Here is a 17108-nt window from a genome sequence, read left to right on the forward strand (position 1 = left end):
TAGGTCGTGCGCAAATGAACACAATGGCTTTGAACATTGTAACACCCGCCAGAGCAGTTTGCCTATTAAAAAATATTGATAAATAACCGCGAAAAACCTAATTAAATACGACCGTCTTGTTATGATGAACGATAATCCGGTCCTCAATATGCCATTTAACTGCACGGGCAAGAACGACACGCTCAATCGTGCGGCCAATCCGCTTCAAGTCGTCCACATTATCCCTGTGGCTGACCCGCTGCACGTCCTGCTCGATAATTGGTCCGCCGTCCAGCTCCTCTGTTACATAATGCGCTGTAGCGCCAATGATTTTCACGCCGCGCTGGTAAGCCTGCGCATACGGCTTGCCGCCAACGAAAGCAGGCAAAAAGGAGTGGTGGATATTAATGATGCGATTCGGGAATTGCTCGATAAATTTCGGCGAAATAATTTGCATGTAACGGGCAAGCACGATAATGTCTGCTTTATCCGCAACAACCTCCATCTGCTTGCGCTCCGCTTCCGCTTTCGTATCCGCAGTGACCGGAATGTGGTGATAAGGAATACCGAAGCCTTCCACCATTTCGCGCATATCCGGATGATTGCTGACGACCATGGCAATATCGGCATCAAGATCGCCGGCTTTCCACTGCCACAGCAGTTCCATCAGGCAATGATCTTCTTTGGAAACGAAAATCGCCAGGCGCTTCTTGCGGCTTGCACGGAACGTATGCCATTTCATATCGAAACGGTCGGCAACGCGGGCAAAATCCTCCACTAATACAGGCAGCTCCTTGTCGAGGTCAGTCAAATCGAACTCAAAGCGGATAAAAAACATTCCGCCCTCCGGGTTCATTGTGTACTGGTCGGACTGCACAATATTTGCCCCATGCTCATATAGAAAATGGGAAACGGCCGCCACGATTCCAGAACGGTCCGGGCAGGAAATAAGCATGCGAGCCCGTCCGCTCTTGGCGGACGGCTGCTGCGATATAGATGGTGATGACATGTATTTCAAACTTCCTTCCTTCAACTATTATCTTCATTCTATTCATCATTTATAAATCTTTATATTTAGAGCACAGCTTTGCCTGCAAACCATGCTGTAATCCGTTGATTAATTTGCTCTTCCGTCAGTGCCGCCGGCAATACGCCGCCTTCAATAACGAGGTCATAAATCCGCTCCATTGGCTCGCGAGGATCAGCCTTTCTCGCTTTGGCATCCGCCTTAAGCAGCTCCCATGTCGACAGTACAAATGCACGGTCAATGCCTTGCGGTGCAAAAAACTGCTGGAGCTTCGCAACATCCTCCAGGAAGCTGTCGCCAAACCGCTGCTGAACTTCGCCGCGAAGCAAGGCGATTTCTACTTCGTACATCGGACGCTCGGTTTTGGCATCCTTGCCGATCCATGGCGTCTCCAAAACAAATGGACGACCTTTAAGTCCCTCATGATGGACAATGGCTTGGATAGCATCATAACCCAAATATCCCGAGCCTATCGGCGTATGGCGGTCCTTTGCCGCTCCACGCGGATTTTTGCTGTCATTCACGTGGACTACTGCAACTCGGTTAAGTCCTACGAGCTTGTCAAACTTGTCCAGCACGCCGTCCAAATCATCAACAAGATCGTAGCCTGCATCATGCATATGGCAAGTATCCATACAAATCGTCAGACGGTTGTTGCTTTGAACCTTATCAATAATTGCTGCCAGCTCTTCAAAGCTGCGGCCGATTTCCGTGCCTTTGCCAGCCATCGTCTCAAGCGCAATATTGACATTCGTTTCCTTCGTGCCTTCCAGCACTGCATTCAGCCCTTCGGCAATACGGCCGATGCCATATTCAGCATCCTTGTCAGTGTAAGCGCCTGGGTGCAGCACAATGTTCTGCACACCAATAGCAGCCGTACGGCGGATTTCCTCCTGCAAAAATTCAACAGCCAGGTTATAGGTGCTGTCCTTGTAGGAGCCGAGATTGACAATGTACGGAGCATGAACAACGATCTCATCAATACCTGCTGTTTGCATTAAAGCTTTGCCTTCTTCAATATATAGCGTGTCAATCGGCTTTCTTCGCGTATTCTGCGGTGCGCCGGTATAAATCATGAATGTGCTGGAGCCATAAGAAATAGCCTCCGTTGCCGCTGTCTGCAGCCCTTTGTCCGAAAATGAAACATGGGAACCGATTTTCAACATCGTTATTTAACGCCCCTTTCGGTTTATCACACCTATTTTACAAGGAATGTCGAAATAAATCTAGGAATACGCTATAATTCATCCATGAGGTGAAAATTGGATATGAAATCAGCTCCTGATTGGTTTATGTATTTCATCATTTTCTGGGCAATCGTCATGGTCGTATTCATGGCAATCGGCGGTTTCTTTATGTTCCGCAAGTTTTTGAAGGTGCTCCCTCAGCGGGATGGCAAGTCCAAGCTCGATTGGCAAAATTATTGGGTGGACAGAAGCCGCAGCATGTGGACCCAGGAATCGAAGCTTTTTCTCGATGAGCTGGTTGCGCCTGTCCCATCTGCGTTCCGAGATATAGCGAAGCACTCCATAGCTGCCAAGATCGGTCAAGTAGCTATTGAATATGAAGCCAAAGAGGTCACACGAGCACATTGTGTAGAAGGATACATACGGGCTACACCCAAAAGAGACTACAAAGTACTTGTTACCTTTCTCGAGAAGCAAGGCATTGATTACAGCCCTTTCAAGCATCTGCTCAACAAATAGCGTTTCTTAGTTTTACCATTCACGATTAGCCTGGCGCTGGCTGTTTAATGAGTCTTCCGTCCGTGTAAGAACATGTACGAGCACGGCGACGGCTCGCTCTGATCTCTTTTTTTGGAACCTATTGCGATCAGATTTCGTTTATACTGCCAGGAGGTGCTTCACAATGACAAAAAATAATAAAACCAAAAAAAGCAGCTTGATGGTGACGAGCTCCCTATTAGTAGCAATTATGCTCGCAACCGCCGCTTGCTCAAGCAATAGCAATAATGCTCCCGCTGCATCCAGCAGCCCGGTTGCCACAGACGAGCAGCCAGCTACCGTATCGCCAACGCCAGAGGAAAGCCCTGCGCCATCACCGAGTGATGGCGGAAGCGTAACAGAGCCTGGCGAAGCGTCGCCAGAAAGCAGCCCAGGTACAGACACGCCGACTGCTAACCCGGATCTAAAAAATGGTGAAGGTGTATTCAATGGCATTATCGACACCCACTCCATTGAAGTAGACACGCCAAGCGGCACCATTGTTTTGCAAATAGATGATAAGCTGCTTGATGTCATTAATACACTGCCAGAGAAAAGTAAGATTAAATACCAGTATGTTGAAAAGGATTTAGACGGCTTCACGCAAATGTGGGCGGAGAAAATCGAGAAACAATAATGGAAAGCTGGTGGATGCATGCGGATCGCGGTAGCAGGAGGTACTGGTTTTGTCGGACAAGCATTGGTCAAGGCTCTTCTGGAGCGGCGTGATGAAGTATGGATTATTTCGCGCTCTGGACGGAGCCAAAACTCGCCTGTAGGAAAAGGCCTCCATTATATAACATGGAGCGAGCTTGCCGAGCATCCTCAAAAGCTGGAGGGAATTGACGCCATCATTAACCTGGCTGGCGAATCCATCAATCAAAGATGGAGCAACGAGGCCAAGCAGCGAATTCTTAACTCCAGGCTGACTGCAACCGCACGCATCGCCCAAATCGTCCAAGCTCTAAAAGGCAAACCAAAGGTTGTCGTTAATGCTTCAGGCATTTCAGCCTACGGGCTGTCAACTACCGAAACCTTTGATGAGTACAGCCCGACTGCCGTAACAGACTTTTTGTCAGAGGTGGTCAAGCAATGGGAAAAAGCTGCTGACGCGATTAAGGTAGAACGTCTGATCAAACTAAGAGTAGGCGTCGTCTTGAACAAAACAGGCGGCGCTTTCCCATTAATGGCGCTTCCCTATAAGCTATTTGGCGGTGGACGGATGGGCAGCGGACAGCAATGGATATCTTGGATTCATCTGGAGGACATTGTCCGCCTCATCATATTTTGCGTGGATCAGCCAAATGTGAATGGTCCTGTTAACGCTTCTGCTCCAGAGCCTGTTACGAATGACAGCTTTGGGAGAGCGATCGGCAAAGCAATGCATCGGCCACACTGGTTCCCAGTTCCCGCTTTTGTGATGAAAGCTGCGGTCGGCGAGCTTGCAACGCTGCTGCTCGATGGACAGCGGGCGCTTCCGCGTGTCGCCTTGGACAATGGATTTACTTTCCTATATCCGACTGTCGAGAGCGCAATGGAGCATATGTACAAAAAGTCCTAAGCCTGCTCCTTCCATCAGTTGCCTTGCTTCAATTCATATTTAGGACCATTTACTCCAGCTAGCTGGACAATATCTCCTACTGAAAATGGATAGGCTTTGTAAGCAATCATCGTTTGTCCGTTCAGCATGCTTCCATTTCGGGAGCCAAGATCCTTGATGAAGCAGCCTTTGTCGTCTCTATAACATTCGAGGTGCAGCCGAGATATTCCCTGCGCTTCGTCACCATAGCTGACCTGTTCGCCTATACGGCCAATTGTAAATCGGCCTTTCTCCCAATCGAGCCTCTGCCCTTGCCCTTCCCACTCCCTCTGGAGTGAGAGTCCGCTATTGGCAGCAGGCTTTTTGTTATGCTGTCCTAGCAGCACGGTCGCTTCCTCTCTTCTAGTTGATACAGATTGCGAGGAAACTGTCTTTTTAAACACGGGCACAGCTCCCTCCCTATCAACAGCCGATTTAGGGGGATGAACCAGCTCTTCCCATCTTTGATTTATTCCTTTATGACGTGAGTGGCTAAACGATTCTTCCATATTCTCTTCCTTCATTCTCTCTTCTTCTACTAATTCCGATTCAGCAATAACGCTTTTTTTGAGCCATATGGCTAGCAGTCCAGCCACACCGCCAAGCGATAGACCCAGGCATATAAACAGCTTGCTGCTAGAAGGAGACGTCAAATAAATATAGCGCCATATACAAGCCACTATTACAATGATTAAAGCGCTTAATAGCCACTTTCCTTTTCGAGCTGGCGCAGGCTCCTCCTCACTAAAACTATATGGAGGCAGAGGCTCGGCTTCTATCTCCCAATTGCCTGCGGCAAAAAAACGCTCATTTGGCGAATCATCCATAGTCGTTTCGCTTTTTTTGATCGCATCGCTATCGTGGCCAAACTCTCCAGCTTCTGCGTGATGCTTAGAACTGCTATCATCGGAAGGCTTGTCTGGCCTCATAATGCCAGCAACATTAGCATTGCTAGCAATACTAGTACTGCCAGCATAATCTGGCCCGCTTGTGCTGGACGCGGACGCAGGACGGCGATACGAACCCTCATACATTTTACTGATGCGTTCCAGCAATTGCGAACGGATCATGCTAACCGTAGCATCTTCTCTGCTTAACAAACGCAATATATGCTGAAACTCCTCGCCATTTATTTCTTCTATATAAGAGGACCAGCGTACTGCCAGAGCTAGCAGGGAGTTCGTACAGCTTGGAGCAGCCTGGCCTAAATTACTCGGTTTTAAAGGCATATAAACCAGAAAAATATCGCTTAGCTGCTCGCCGACAAATATATGTGACTCTTCCAGCAGGCAGCCTTCAGGGCGAAGCATATAATGGCGACACTCATCCAGCGCTTCTATAATACCAAGCAGCACGGCATAAAACTTCTCCATTGTCAGTGATTGAATCTGCAAGCGATGAAGCAGCAATTTTTTGCCGCTTATTCGATATCTGAACGTAATGAGCCCATCAAGCTCAAACCATTCCACTGGCAGCATATGTGGAATCGAGCCGCCTTGCAGCATTTGCAGCTCTACATCGTCGAGCTCCTGTCTGCGTATGCCTCCCTCACGATCCATAATTAGCTCATGACCACGATTCATCGCATAATCTACAATAAAGTTCCCCATCGGTTCTCCCCCTTTACTTGCAGCTCGATTCTTTATGAACAGCTCAACTAAGTAAAGCTAACACGCTGTTAGTGTTATGTAAGCATAAGCCACGCAGTTAATGCCCCGGGTACTACTGCAAGCATAAATGGAAAGGTAGTCCCTCCCGCTGCCCAGCCTCCAAGCTCCTTGCGTCTGGGCTCTGCGCCTCTGTGCAACAGCAGCAGCAAGCCGCTAAAAACCCTTCTGCTAAAAGGCCTATTAAACAGGACAAGCAGTACGCCAATTATGCCTGCATATAAAATGGCATACATCATCATTTGCAGCACCGTACTTGTGCCAACCCATACACCAAGGGCAGCGAACAGCTTAACATCCCCTGCGCCAATTCCTCTCGCCATATGCAATATAAACAGCGGTACAAAGCCTGCGGCAGCACCAATTAACCCTATCCATAATCCACTCCAGCCGCCAACGATAGTCTGATATAGGCAGCCTGCTGCAAAAAAAGATACGGTCAAACGATTTGGGATAAGCATGGAACGCAAATCTGTCAGTAACGCAGCGATGAGCAGCACGGCTGCCGCTGCAAACGGTATGGTGAGCATTACACTCTGCCCCTTTCTCCTTGTATGCTTGTAGGCTCGCACATTTCTAATTTGATTTTTTCTCAACCTGAAAATGCATGGATGCTTGCTGATTGCCCACTCCAGCTGTCAGCTCCCACATGCCTGGTGTCGTATTGCCCGATACAAGCCATGTCCACTGTACAAATCCGTCGCTGCCCGCTGTCGCCTCACCAAGATGCTTGGCCTGGCTTTGCCCACTTTTGTACATTACCTTTAATGAAGCAGTTGCTCCCGGCTTTGTTAACACAATAGCCGTAGCTTTGTGACCCGGCCTGAGCGGCACAGGTGATATCGATATAATTTGCAGTGGAATATGGTCGGGATCATTTTGCGCTGCTGAATCTTGCGCCGCTACAGCGTCGCTTATCCATACCCGCTCTGAAGCCTGCTCCCTTAAAACCAGCTTTTGCCTCATGAAAGGCAGCTGCATTGGAAATTCATATTCCGCTTCGATAATCAGATAAGGCTGCTGCTTATTTTTCAAATCCGGCAGCGATAGCCTTGAAAGCCTGATTCTATCTTTCTCCAGTACAGCCTCGTCTGCATGTTGACGGAGCAGCGGTTCTATCGCTCCTCGTCCGAGTTCCGTTGCTGCCATATCTATAAGCGGTGTCCAATCGCCGCTTAATGCAGAGGAAGCTAGTGTTCCTGCCGGATCAGGAAGCCACTTGGCAGCATCAGCTGTCGCAGCGCTCCAATCAGCGAGCGGCAGCTGTGCAGCACTAAATTCCGGGATAGATGCAGAAAACTTCTGATAGGTTAACTCTACAGGATATATATGAGCGGCAATTTGCCTGGCGGAATGCGAGGCTGCTGCTTGAAGCGCCATTTGAAGTGCGCACACACGTATAAAAATAATGAATACCAACAGCACAAGCAGGAGCATCGGCATAACTAACGCTGCTTCCATAACGATGCTGCCGCGCTCCCCCTTACGGCGATCAGTATGACCAGCCAATCGTCTGCGTCGTTTCATAGCGGCCATTCGTCACCCTTCCCTGCAATAATCCATAGCTTCCTAGCAGCTGCATGACACCAGGCAAAAACCACAGCTGTGCAGTTGTCCGCACCTCTCCTGTTACAGCTGTGGAAACACCAGACAGAGTAACCCCGCTATTTTGCTCAATAACCGCGATCATTCTAGACACAACTGCTTCTTTGTTAGCCCCGCCATGCAGAAGCATAAAAAGCCGCAAATAGTCGATATACGAAATTTCTACATTGGCATATTTAGATAACGGGGCCGATCCCCGATTGGCAAATGCGAGCATGTCTTCCATCGTCTTCTCCAAGCCATAAATAAGCGAGCAAGATAAAATCAAGAGGGGATGTCCAGCAGGTCGGCAAGTAGACAACCCTTCCATAGTGCGTATTGCCATGCGTACGCTAAACAGCTCGCCATAAGCTGCGGCCACATTGCCTATGCGATTATGAAAACCATAAATCACATATTCGGCTTCTTGATTATGAAAGGTCAGCGCCTGCGTGAGCTCAGCGGTATCCCCATTTTCAAGCATCATCTTCAATTGCTGCGGGGCAAAAAACGAATATCGCTGTAATACATACTCGCCAAAATATACAGTATCTCTAGCCTGCTCCAGCATATCGGCTACCCCGCCGAACAAGCCATTTGAAAGCTCCGCAGAAGCTTCAGCCTGAGCATGGGCATCGTCGCCAAACGTTTTTGTTTCAACATTTGAACCTTGCGCAGCGGCTGCATTAAATTGCAAATTTCCATTGTAACGCTCTTCCAGCTGATTAAATATTGCCTGCTGTTCTTCTGAACCAGCAACGCTTTGAAAACCCTCCAGCATGTTGCCTGCCTTTTTCCATAACGAGCCTAGCTGCTTTTCTTGCTCTTTGCGCTGCTTTTCGAGTCCTTCATCTGCTAGCTCCTGCTGACGCTTGGCAATAATAGTACCTGGCTGAACATACAGACCTGCATATTGTCCAGACTGCATAGTCATTTTCGCTAATCCAGTATGGAGTATGGTTGTGTAGCGATCTATTAGATCAAGCAGCACCGTAAATGCTGAGGTGAATCCACTTGCTTCGTTATGAAAAGCTGTATACGACTGAGCCTGATCATCCAGTTCAGCTCCATATTCTGTAAACCAAGCATCGGGTAAAATCAGCTGGTCCGCTGTCTTTTGTACATCCTGCAGTTCAGAGACCGCTCTGGACGGCAAAGAATGCAAATCCGAGCCTACGACTTGTTTGCCAGATACGCGGTCATATCCGCTATAGGCGGGAGACTGTTTCGCCTTGCTTTCAACCCGCCGCATTTCCTCATTCAACAGCCTTGCTTGCTCCAGCTCGTCCTTCGCCGTGCTTTGCAGCTCTATATGTTCACGCATCACCTTAGCGCTCAGTTTCTTGAGCTCATTAATCAGCGTAATTGCTTCTGATTTATATTCCGCTCTTTCCTGCGTATATTTTGGTGCTTTGCCTGCGGCTATTAATTGCTCGTCAACGATGACCCAGCCGGCATATTCCTCATAACGCCGACTAAGCGATGCTGCTGTCCCATCTCCTGCACTTGAGATATCCAGCTCCCCATACGGCAGCAGCGCCTTCAAGCCGCTTGTTCCCATTGCATCAGCAGCCTGCTTTTGCAAGGCTAATATACGAGTGAGGCTTGCTTGACGTTTGTCATAAAGCTTGCGCAGCTGCTCCAACAGGTCCACTGTCACAGCCGACTCCTTCATCGCCTCCGACATAGGAGCAAACTTCGAAGCCAGCTCCAGTGTGAAATCAATCGGTGCTTTATATTTCATCTCTTCCAGCACCTGTCTTTCAAACATCTTATGGCTGCCCAATACCGCTGCCTGATCCGTATGTGAATGGACTACATTGGCATCAATTGGCCGAGAAAAAGCAGCGGATGATGCACTACGCTCCACATTCGCTTTTACAACCTCGCTATAAATCGTATCTGCACTTGTCCCGCCTCGCCCAAATAAACCGTATTGCTCATAAAGCTGACTATCGAAGGCAGATAATACGGATCGTATACCTGCTCTAGCTGCATCCTCGGTTATTTTATGGAGAGCTGCTATTCTGGCGTAATCAATAAGGATGGACATGAACAGCAAAAGCGACGACAGCACCATAGCGGAAAATATAGTAACTGCACCGTCACGCCGCCACAGCCATTTGCGTAAGCAGCTTTTTCTGGCTAAATGCTGACTCAGCCTTTCAGATCGGCTTGCTTTCATTTTCCACCTCCATTTCATGATCCTTTGGCGTTATTCTTACTGTCTTGTTTGCTATAGGTGGATAGCACCTGACTAGCCTGTTCCTTCCCGCCGCCCTGAGGGCTGCCAGCAAATTTAGCCGTATAATATCTAACCAAATCAACGCCGCGAATAAAATCGACAGGATCGGTAACCGGGCTGGAAGCAACCGTCTTAGGCTCCCGAATGCCTAAGATACGCTCAAGCGGCTGAAGCGACACAGGCTGTAAAAGCTTTGTCTCAATATGGCGCTGAAGGACCGTACGATGGTAACCAATGCTCCCCTCAAAAGGAAGCCCTCGCTCAGCATCCATCCACCCTGCAGCCGCTGCCATTTTTTGTTCAGGCAAGCTATCCCCAGCAGCCCCTTGCAAAGGCAAAACTAACTGCAGATCCGCTGATTCGGCGCCTAAGCCGAACAAAGAGCTGAGCATCCGATCCTCATTCATTCGCCAGTATAGGCTATCGTATTCACCTTCCGGCAATAGGCCCGTCCGCGGATTACGGAAGCTGTTATCCCAACCGAAGGCCGTACGCTCCGTCGTAACGGAAGCCGAATAATAAAGCACTGTCTTCTGGTACATGTACATCCCAAGCAGGAGAAACAACAAAATAACAGTGAGCAGCAGCGGGAAAACGAGCGTTGATTCCAGCGTAAAGCTGCCCTGCTCCCCGTGCAGCCACTTGCGAACCAGCGACCTAAGAGAAAATTTTGTCTGCTTGGTCATCGGCCTTGCCCATTAAACGCTCAATGAGTTCTATAATCCAATCCTTGAACAGCAATGCAATAATGATAACGACGGCAATGATTAAAATAATTTCCAGCGTACCTAAGCCGCTCTCCGATTTCCAAAATCTTTTCCATGCTTTTTTTACTGTTGTCATCGTTCCAGCTTCCTCTCTATTTTCAATTGCCCTGTTAAGGCTTAAGACATTAACAGCATGGCAGGAGCAGCGATAAAAACCATCAACACGAGCAAAATGCCAACCAGCGGGAAAACAAGCTTCGAGGATGCCTCCTCACCGCGCGCCCGCGCAACAGCCTTGCGCTTCTCCCACAACGTATAAGATAGCTCCCGCAGAGCCAGCACAAAATGCTCCCCGCCTCGGCGATAATTCAGCAGCAGCACTGTCGTAAAAATCGAAACCTCCTGCACTGCGCAGCTGCGATTGAATTTCTCCGCTGCTGTACTAAACGACTCGCCATTGTGCAGCGAATATACGACTTTGTTCCATTCTTTATACAGCGGATGCTGCGTAATATCCTTGCCTTCAAGGCAGCGCCCCAGCGCCTGCAAGACGGTTTCGCCCGCTCCGACCAGAAGCATTAGCTTGCTGATCATTTCCGGCAGCTCTAAAATCATTTCCTGCTTCCGCTTCTTAATCAGCTTCCCTGCTTCCAGCAGCTGGCGAACAGGCAGCAGCAAGCCAAGCAGTGCCCCCATTGCCAGCAGCAGCGGTTCGCCTGCTGTACAAGCCAGTAAGGCGCAGCCTATCATTGCGCCATATCCGTAACCAGCAGCACCGCCAAGCTGCTCTTTCGTCTGCTGCAGCTGCCACCGGATTCCCCGTAAAATAACGAGCTTAGCGTGATAGCTGCTAAGTGAAAGTGCCATGTACTCATAGAAGCGGCTTCTTTCCAATAGCTCGCTGAACGGCTCAATGAAAAGCAAATGCTTTAATGCATCCTGCTTGCGTTGTTTTTGGCGGGATACAGCCAAGATTATTCGAAGACGCTTTCCACCAATAATGAACAGCCATGCCGCCATGAGCACAATCGGAATTGCTATCATTTGCGCTCGCTCCTATACTCGAATGCTCATTATTTTATGGATAAACCAAAAGCATACTAACAATGCCCCAAGGCCAATCGTCAGCAGCAAATAGCCCATTCCTCCATATAGAGGCGCCATATAATCAGGAGCCATTAGATTCAAAAAGCCAAGAAATATAAAGGGAATCGCCATCATAATGCGTGCCTCAAAGCGTTTTTGTGCCAGCAGCACCATAATATCCTGCTGGATTTCCAGCTTTTCGCCAATCGTCTGCGCCGTACGCTTCATCACCTCTACCAAATCGCCTCCAGTGCGCTTGCAGGCAGCAAACACATCAACGAATTGTTCGATATCCTCTACATGAGCGCGGGCTGCTAGGCTTCGCAGCGCATGCTCCAGCGGCTCCGCATGCTCAAGACGGTGCTTAACAATTTGAAACTCCAGCAGCAGCTCCGTTCTTGGGTCAGGATAAAGCAGCTTTAAATCATCCAACGTCGCAATAAAGGCATTTTCCACCGATCTTCCTGCCGCAAGACAGGATGTCAGCGAATAAAGCGCCTCCTTGAATTGCAGCTTCAACCGCTCCTTGCGACGCGAAATTAATGAAGCCTTGTAATAACGTGGTGCGCATAATCCCAATCCGGCTGCGATGAGACAAACCAGAAGGGAATGGTACACCGTATACAGAGCAGTAAAAACAGCTGCATAACCGATAATCGCTGCCACTCCGAACTCGCGATAAGACAGCACATACCTATCATAATTCGTTAAATATCCGGTCTTGGCTGGCTGCCAGCCGGCATTACTCCCATTCCCGTCTTCACCTTCACTTCTGCAACCCTCGTGCTCAAGCCCGCACCAGAAAAGCACTCTAGTGAGCAGCGATTGCCCGTCTATCCCTGTATCCTTGGCTTTCTTAGCTTTATCCACTTTCTCGGCTTTCTCCGCTTTCATGGCATTCCCCAATATATTCAAAACGCTCCTCCTCCAGTGTTAGACCTGCCATTTGCAGCTTGTCCCGGTGAAGAAGTGAATGAACGGTATGCTTTAAAGCTCCTAATACCTTGCCGTTCTTCTCCCCCTCCTCTTCAAAACGGAACAAAGGGCGAAGCTCGATGTCCCCACCATCTATGCCGGTAATTTCAGCTATTTCCGTTACACGGCGCGTACGGTCGCGAAACCGCGATAGATGAATGACAATGTCCAATGCGGAGACGATTTGCTGCCGAATGACCTGAACGGGCAAATCAGCTGCTCCAAGTGCCATCGTCTCGAGCCTTGCCATCATGTCGCGCGCACCGTTGCTATGACCAGTGGACATGCCTGAATGCCCGGTGTTCATCGCTTGCAGCATATCCAGCGTTTCCGCTCCCCTTACCTCGCCGACGATGATTCGATTAGGACGCATCCGCAGCGATGCGCGAATAAGATCGCGAACCGTAATTTCACCTTTGCCCTCGGTGTTGGCATTGCGCGTCTCCAGCGATACTAGATTGGCAACGCTGCGAATTTGCAGTTCAGCAGAATCTTCAATGGTCACAACTCTCTCATCAGCAGGAATAAACTGGGACAACGCATTCAGAAAAGTTGTCTTGCCCGTCCCTGTCCCTCCGCTAATAAAAATATTGTATTGCGCTGCGGTCAGCTGCTGCAGAAAGCCTGCTGCCTCTGCGGTTAAAGCTCCCGCCGCAACGAGCAGCTCCATCGTCATTGGGCGCTCAGGAAATTTACGAATCGTCATCGCTGGTCCGCGCAAGGCTACAGGCGGCAGTACAACGTGGACGCGAGAGCCATCCTTAAGACGGGCATCAACAATAGGCGAAGACTCGTTCACGACACGATTGACACCTGCAACGACAGCTTGGATCAAGTCTTCCAGCCGCTCCTTGCTTTCAAAGGCAGCTGGCAGCTGTGTCATCGTTCCGCTTCGTTCAATAAAAATTTCGCCGTGATGATTGATCATAATTTCAGTAACTGCCTGATCATCCATCAGCGGCTGTAAAATATCCAAACCCCGAAAGGAATGAAACAGCCTCCGCACCAACTGGACCTTCTCTGCCGCCGTAAGCGGACTTCCACTATTGCAATAGTCAAATACCGTCTGCTCCACGTTTCGCGTCAGCTCTTCATCCGTTACAGCGCCGCTGAAATCAAGCTGCGACCTAATCTGGTTTCTTAATGCAAGCACCAGCTCATCGGTTAGCAATCCGAATACCTCCCTCGCTTACCAATTGCTGAAACAACCGCTCTACGGCTGCTTTATACAATGGCGATGCAGCAACTACAACCGGTGATGGACTCCCTTCAGCAGCTTCAGGCAGCGCTGCGGCAATCGAACGGCTTCCATTTCGCAGCTTAATCGTAAACATATCTGGAGGCCTCCCCTCTGCTCCATCACCTCCGGCTGGCGTATTACGGCGATTAACAACAAGTCGGATGCGGCGGCTAAGCGACTGAAAATCTTCTTTCCACCTGCGTTCGGCACAGCCAAACGCCAGCTCTGCCTTCCGCTGAATGGATGGGTCATCGGTAACTAGCCACAAAACCAAGCTGCTTTTCCTCAAAATCGACAGCTCGAGCTCGCCCATCCCATCCTGCAAATCGATTAAAATGAGATCATATTGCCTTGTAGCTCGGAGCAGTTCCACCATCGCCACTGCATCCGCTGGCAATAGGCTGTAACGATCCTCCTCATTGTCGCAGGGCAAAATAAAATCGGCCTTCAGCGCCGGGTGGCGCTTGCGATGCTGCGAAAGCCATGCTCCTGCCTTATCTGGCTCAGCCTTCAGGTGATAAAGCAGCTGTGACATGCCTTCTCCCTCGGGCAGCACGCGCTGATCTCCCGCTCCCAGCCACACCTCAAGGGCGCTCCAGCGCTCCAGCGTCAAATAAAAGACGCGGCAGCCATGCTTGGCAGCTGTATTCGCCAGCTTGAGCGCAAGGGCTGTCTTGCCAACTCCGCCAGAGGCCGAGCCGATAGCAATAACTGACGCTCCGCCCTCACTGCCTGCATGAACTGCGCTCGACCGGACTGCTCCATGCAGAGCCGCCAAGCTCTGCAATAATTCCGGGAGCGGCTGATATTGCAGCAGCTCCGCAGCATACTGAGCATATTGCCCCTTGGCAGCTACGAATGCCGCCACTGGCACACCAGCGGGCAGGTGTGGAGCTGCAGCAGCCAGCATAGCAGGCTGCGCCGCGATTAAATCAACAGCATAGCCTCCCTTGAGAAACTGGATGAGAGAGGCCGGGTTCGTAAAAGCTGTGAGCTGCCACTGCTCACCGAAGGAACTATCCCTCACGTATTCTGCAAGTCTTCTTGCATACTCCAGCTCACTTACTGCAACAGCTAATTGATAACGCACCATTCACCCTCCTTTCGAAGCAAAGCTACAACCAGCAATCTGAGATCAGACAACGCAAAAAAGCACCGTAAAGGCGCAGTTTACCTGCGGTCCTTTACGGTGCTTCCGTAGTCATCCAATTTAAGATTGAGAAAAATTTATCACGACGATATGTATCCTGTCAACTGCTTTTTTTCTTTTGCGAGTCCATTTCTAGTTTTAGGCTTAAAATAGGATAAGATTTAATTATATTTATTTTTCATAAAATAGAAATATGCCGCTTATACCTATTTCCCTTAGCCCTCCTCCATTCGCTGATCTAATTGTAAAAACAATTACACCGTAAAAGACCATATTTACATATGACCTTTTACGGCTTTTCGTCAGTAGATACAAGCAAATTTAGTATTTATCAAACCTACATTTACCCGATATATTCAATTAAACATAGGGCAGACGGATTCGACTGTTTAACACCATTACTTGATGAAATGATAATATTGCATTTGTCATCGGTATCACATACGAAAAAAAGCTCGGCCGTAACATTAAAACCATATTTATGACGAGCTACATCTGCTACTGCTAATATAGTTGGATTGGCTTCCGCGGTTTTAAGCGTGAATGTTGCAGGGGTATCTTCCGTTACAGCGTTGGCAGGGGAATAGAGCCTCACTTGCGTAATAATCGAATTAATAGGTAATATAATTTCAGAATTTTGATTGCCCAAATAAGGAAATCTCCCGTTCGGTCCCTTTACAGATATAATCTTCTTTTGCACAATTCCAACATTTGCCCTCTCGTATCCGAGCGTACATTCCCATATATTTTTAGGGCTGTCATTTAAACCACGACAATTTCTAAATTTAATTTGGGGCTGCCCTCCAAGATTACCAAGCGAATTTGTACTTACATACGAAATAAAATCCTTCGGTCTAGTATGCTTGGCAATCTGGCAATTCTCATAAATGATATTATGAGGGAATGCCCATGAATTACCCGTGTAATAATATTGATGTTGCCCCATAAGCGTACAGCCATCAAATTTAATAATGGGCATTTTCACATTCGTTGATTTAAATAAGGCGGTAACCCACTGATGGCTCCCATTATTGTATTGCTGAGAATCACAATCGCAGCTTATGAATGAAACAGCACCATCCGCCCATTCACATTCAATTAGCTTCGCTAAACCATATTTTGTTTCAAATCTAGCCCCTATACATAAAAATCTTTGTACACCGCTTACATGTGAAGCTCCAAGCAATTTAAAAAAAGTAGTGTTGCCACCATTACTATCCGTATTTATGAAGCTTCCGCCCCAAATATTGATATTTCCACCTTTTTCGAAATGCAGAAAGTCCCCTCTAGAAGCCTCATATTGACAAGCAAAAAAATTATAATTTAGGAATTGGTCATTTGCTGTTGTACTTTCCGAAAATATCGTTTTATTCCATTTCCCATAAAAACCACAGTGAAACCACGTGAATTCACTATTTGTATTTAACCCTTCTAGCTTCCAACCATAATTAAAATTAATAAAATCACATTTATCAAACGTATAGTTTTGAGCTCCGCCTTTCGAATACGAATACATAAAATTGGTTTGTTTTTCGTAATCACCGACAAATGTAATTCCTTCAAAATGAATGTGCAGCCATTTGTCATTATTGTAAAACAAATAACCGTTCGTACCTGAATTTGGTTTAAATAAAATCCTTGTAATTCCTCTTCCAGAGCCTCGGAAAGCTAAGCCACGAGCCCTCTTTGTATTGGAATTCCCTAAAATTTTCGGATTACTGCTTGAAACGACATAGGTACCAGCAGGCAAATCAATGACCGTATTTCCTTGTGGATTCGTTATTTCACTTACATTATTAGTAATTCGCGATTGAATAAAGGCTTCAAGATCAATAAATGCCTGAGTCGAATTGGTCATTCCAGTTTTATCAGCACTAAACCATTCAATATTGGAACCACGACTTTCAAACTCCTTATCAATTTTCTGAAAATTATTTTTTATTTCATTAATTTTCAAGCTTTCATCTCCAGCATTAACACTCATTTTGAGATTATCTGTCTCATTAGATGCCACATACCTCTCCTCCTATTGATTATAAATTTTCACTGCTTCTCATTATCTAAATAACGTATTATTTGAAAATTCATTTCATTAAGCTGCTTACAGATGATTAAGATTTTCAATCAATGGAGGATAAAAGCTTG

At 47.9% G+C, this 17108-nt stretch carries 16 protein-coding genes; 3 read left to right on the forward strand and 13 right to left on the reverse strand.

Going from position 1 to position 17108, the window contains the following annotated elements:
* Positions 1-97: 97 nt before the first annotated feature.
* Both purU and ACSR9A_RS26220 read right to left on the reverse strand, forming a co-directional pair.
* A complete protein-coding gene (gene purU / locus ACSR9A_RS26215; protein ID WP_341279058.1) occupies positions 98-988 on the reverse strand; it encodes a formyltetrahydrofolate deformylase in 891 nt (296 codons plus the stop codon).
* A gap of 65 nt (positions 989-1053) precedes the next feature.
* Positions 1054-2172 (reverse strand): deoxyribonuclease IV, encoded by a 1119-nt coding sequence (locus tag ACSR9A_RS26220; RefSeq protein ID WP_473760845.1) that lies wholly within the window; start codon positions 2170-2172, stop codon positions 1054-1056.
* A 102-nt stretch (positions 2173-2274) separates the two neighbouring features.
* On the opposite strand from ACSR9A_RS26220, the gene ACSR9A_RS26225 reads away from it, so the two are divergent.
* The 3 genes from ACSR9A_RS26225 to ACSR9A_RS26235 all read left to right on the forward strand — a co-directional run bounded on the left by ACSR9A_RS26225 (position 2275) and on the right by ACSR9A_RS26235 (position 4291).
* Entirely contained in the window at positions 2275-2712 is a 438-nt protein-coding gene (locus tag ACSR9A_RS26225; RefSeq protein WP_056041344.1) for a DUF2621 family protein, read from the forward strand.
* Between the two features lie 163 nt (positions 2713-2875).
* The gene (locus tag ACSR9A_RS26230) at positions 2876-3367 is read left to right on the forward strand and encodes an RAD23 family protein (RefSeq protein WP_473760847.1); all 492 of its coding nucleotides are present in this window, start codon (positions 2876-2878) and stop codon (positions 3365-3367) included.
* Between the two features lie 18 nt (positions 3368-3385).
* Positions 3386-4291: a TIGR01777 family oxidoreductase gene (locus ACSR9A_RS26235; RefSeq protein WP_473760849.1), complete on the forward strand. Its 906-nt coding sequence runs from the start codon at positions 3386-3388 to the stop codon at positions 4289-4291.
* A gap of 14 nt (positions 4292-4305) precedes the next feature.
* Here the strand turns inward: ACSR9A_RS26235 and ACSR9A_RS26240 are convergent, their stop codons facing one another.
* The 11 genes from ACSR9A_RS26240 to ACSR9A_RS26290 all read right to left on the reverse strand — a co-directional run bounded on the left by ACSR9A_RS26240 (position 4306) and on the right by ACSR9A_RS26290 (position 16977).
* On the reverse strand, positions 4306-5919 hold the full coding sequence (locus ACSR9A_RS26240) for a DUF6382 and FHA domain-containing protein (RefSeq protein ID WP_473760852.1): 1614 nt from the start codon (positions 5917-5919) through the stop codon (positions 4306-4308).
* Positions 5920-5993: 74 nt separating this feature from the next.
* Positions 5994-6506, reverse strand: a complete 513-nt coding sequence (locus ACSR9A_RS26245) for an A24 family peptidase (protein WP_473760854.1) — start codon at positions 6504-6506, stop codon at positions 5994-5996.
* Positions 6507-6552: 46 nt separating this feature from the next.
* Positions 6553-7512 carry a TadE/TadG family type IV pilus assembly protein gene (locus tag ACSR9A_RS26250; RefSeq protein ID WP_473760857.1) on the reverse strand — a complete coding sequence of 320 codons (960 nt, stop codon included), beginning with the start codon at positions 7510-7512 and terminating at the stop codon, positions 6553-6555.
* Positions 7469-9745: a TadE/TadG family type IV pilus assembly protein gene (locus ACSR9A_RS26255; protein WP_473760860.1), complete on the reverse strand. Its 2277-nt coding sequence runs from the start codon at positions 9743-9745 to the stop codon at positions 7469-7471. Before ACSR9A_RS26255 ends, ACSR9A_RS26250 begins: the two co-directional genes overlap by 44 nt.
* 14 nt (positions 9746-9759) lie before the next feature.
* The gene (locus tag ACSR9A_RS26260) at positions 9760-10491 is read right to left on the reverse strand and encodes a pilus assembly protein (RefSeq protein ID WP_473760862.1); all 732 of its coding nucleotides are present in this window, start codon (positions 10489-10491) and stop codon (positions 9760-9762) included.
* Positions 10463-10648, reverse strand: coding sequence for a Flp1 family type IVb pilin (locus ACSR9A_RS26265; RefSeq protein WP_341279067.1), 186 nt, complete (start codon positions 10646-10648; stop codon positions 10463-10465). The genes ACSR9A_RS26260 and ACSR9A_RS26265 overlap by 29 nt, the downstream gene beginning before the upstream one ends.
* Before the next feature lie 41 nt (positions 10649-10689).
* Positions 10690-11556 (reverse strand): type II secretion system F family protein, encoded by an 867-nt coding sequence (locus ACSR9A_RS26270; RefSeq protein ID WP_473760865.1) that lies wholly within the window; start codon positions 11554-11556, stop codon positions 10690-10692.
* A 12-nt stretch (positions 11557-11568) separates the two neighbouring features.
* A complete protein-coding gene (locus ACSR9A_RS26275; protein ID WP_473760868.1) occupies positions 11569-12513 on the reverse strand; it encodes a type II secretion system F family protein in 945 nt (314 codons plus the stop codon).
* Positions 12461-13744, reverse strand: coding sequence for a TadA family conjugal transfer-associated ATPase (locus ACSR9A_RS26280; RefSeq protein WP_473760872.1), 1284 nt, complete (start codon positions 13742-13744; stop codon positions 12461-12463). The genes ACSR9A_RS26275 and ACSR9A_RS26280 overlap by 53 nt, the downstream gene beginning before the upstream one ends.
* A complete protein-coding gene (locus tag ACSR9A_RS26285; protein WP_473760873.1) occupies positions 13731-14903 on the reverse strand; it encodes a P-loop NTPase family protein in 1173 nt (390 codons plus the stop codon). Before ACSR9A_RS26285 ends, ACSR9A_RS26280 begins: the two co-directional genes overlap by 14 nt.
* Positions 14904-15306: 403 nt before the next feature.
* Positions 15307-16977 (reverse strand): hypothetical protein, encoded by a 1671-nt coding sequence (locus ACSR9A_RS26290; protein ID WP_473760875.1) that lies wholly within the window; start codon positions 16975-16977, stop codon positions 15307-15309.
* Positions 16978-17108 lie beyond the last annotated feature (131 nt).

It is taken from the genome of Paenibacillus sp. R-74696 (genome assembly GCF_055814915.1).

Bases quoted from the DNA above. Each gene is read 5' to 3' on its own strand.
- purU (WP_341279058.1), bottom strand. From the start codon at position 988: ATGTCATCACCATCTATATCGCAGCAGCCGTCCGCCAAGAGCGGACGG.
- ACSR9A_RS26220 (WP_473760845.1), bottom strand. From the start codon at position 2,172: ATGTTGAAAATCGGTTCCCATGTTTCATTTTCGGACAAAGGGCTGCAG.
- ACSR9A_RS26225 (WP_056041344.1), top strand. From the start codon at position 2,275: ATGAAATCAGCTCCTGATTGGTTTATGTATTTCATCATTTTCTGGGCA.
- ACSR9A_RS26230 (WP_473760847.1), top strand. From the start codon at position 2,876: ATGACAAAAAATAATAAAACCAAAAAAAGCAGCTTGATGGTGACGAGC.
- ACSR9A_RS26235 (WP_473760849.1), top strand. From the start codon at position 3,386: ATGCGGATCGCGGTAGCAGGAGGTACTGGTTTTGTCGGACAAGCATTG.
- ACSR9A_RS26240 (WP_473760852.1), bottom strand. From the start codon at position 5,919: ATGGGGAACTTTATTGTAGATTATGCGATGAATCGTGGTCATGAGCTA.
- ACSR9A_RS26245 (WP_473760854.1), bottom strand. From the start codon at position 6,506: ATGCTCACCATACCGTTTGCAGCGGCAGCCGTGCTGCTCATCGCTGCG.
- ACSR9A_RS26250 (WP_473760857.1), bottom strand. From the start codon at position 7,512: ATGGCCGCTATGAAACGACGCAGACGATTGGCTGGTCATACTGATCGC.
- ACSR9A_RS26255 (WP_473760860.1), bottom strand. From the start codon at position 9,745: ATGAAAGCAAGCCGATCTGAAAGGCTGAGTCAGCATTTAGCCAGAAAA.
- ACSR9A_RS26260 (WP_473760862.1), bottom strand. From the start codon at position 10,491: ATGACCAAGCAGACAAAATTTTCTCTTAGGTCGCTGGTTCGCAAGTGG.
- ACSR9A_RS26265 (WP_341279067.1), bottom strand. From the start codon at position 10,648: ATGACAACAGTAAAAAAAGCATGGAAAAGATTTTGGAAATCGGAGAGC.
- ACSR9A_RS26270 (WP_473760865.1), bottom strand. From the start codon at position 11,556: ATGATAGCAATTCCGATTGTGCTCATGGCGGCATGGCTGTTCATTATT.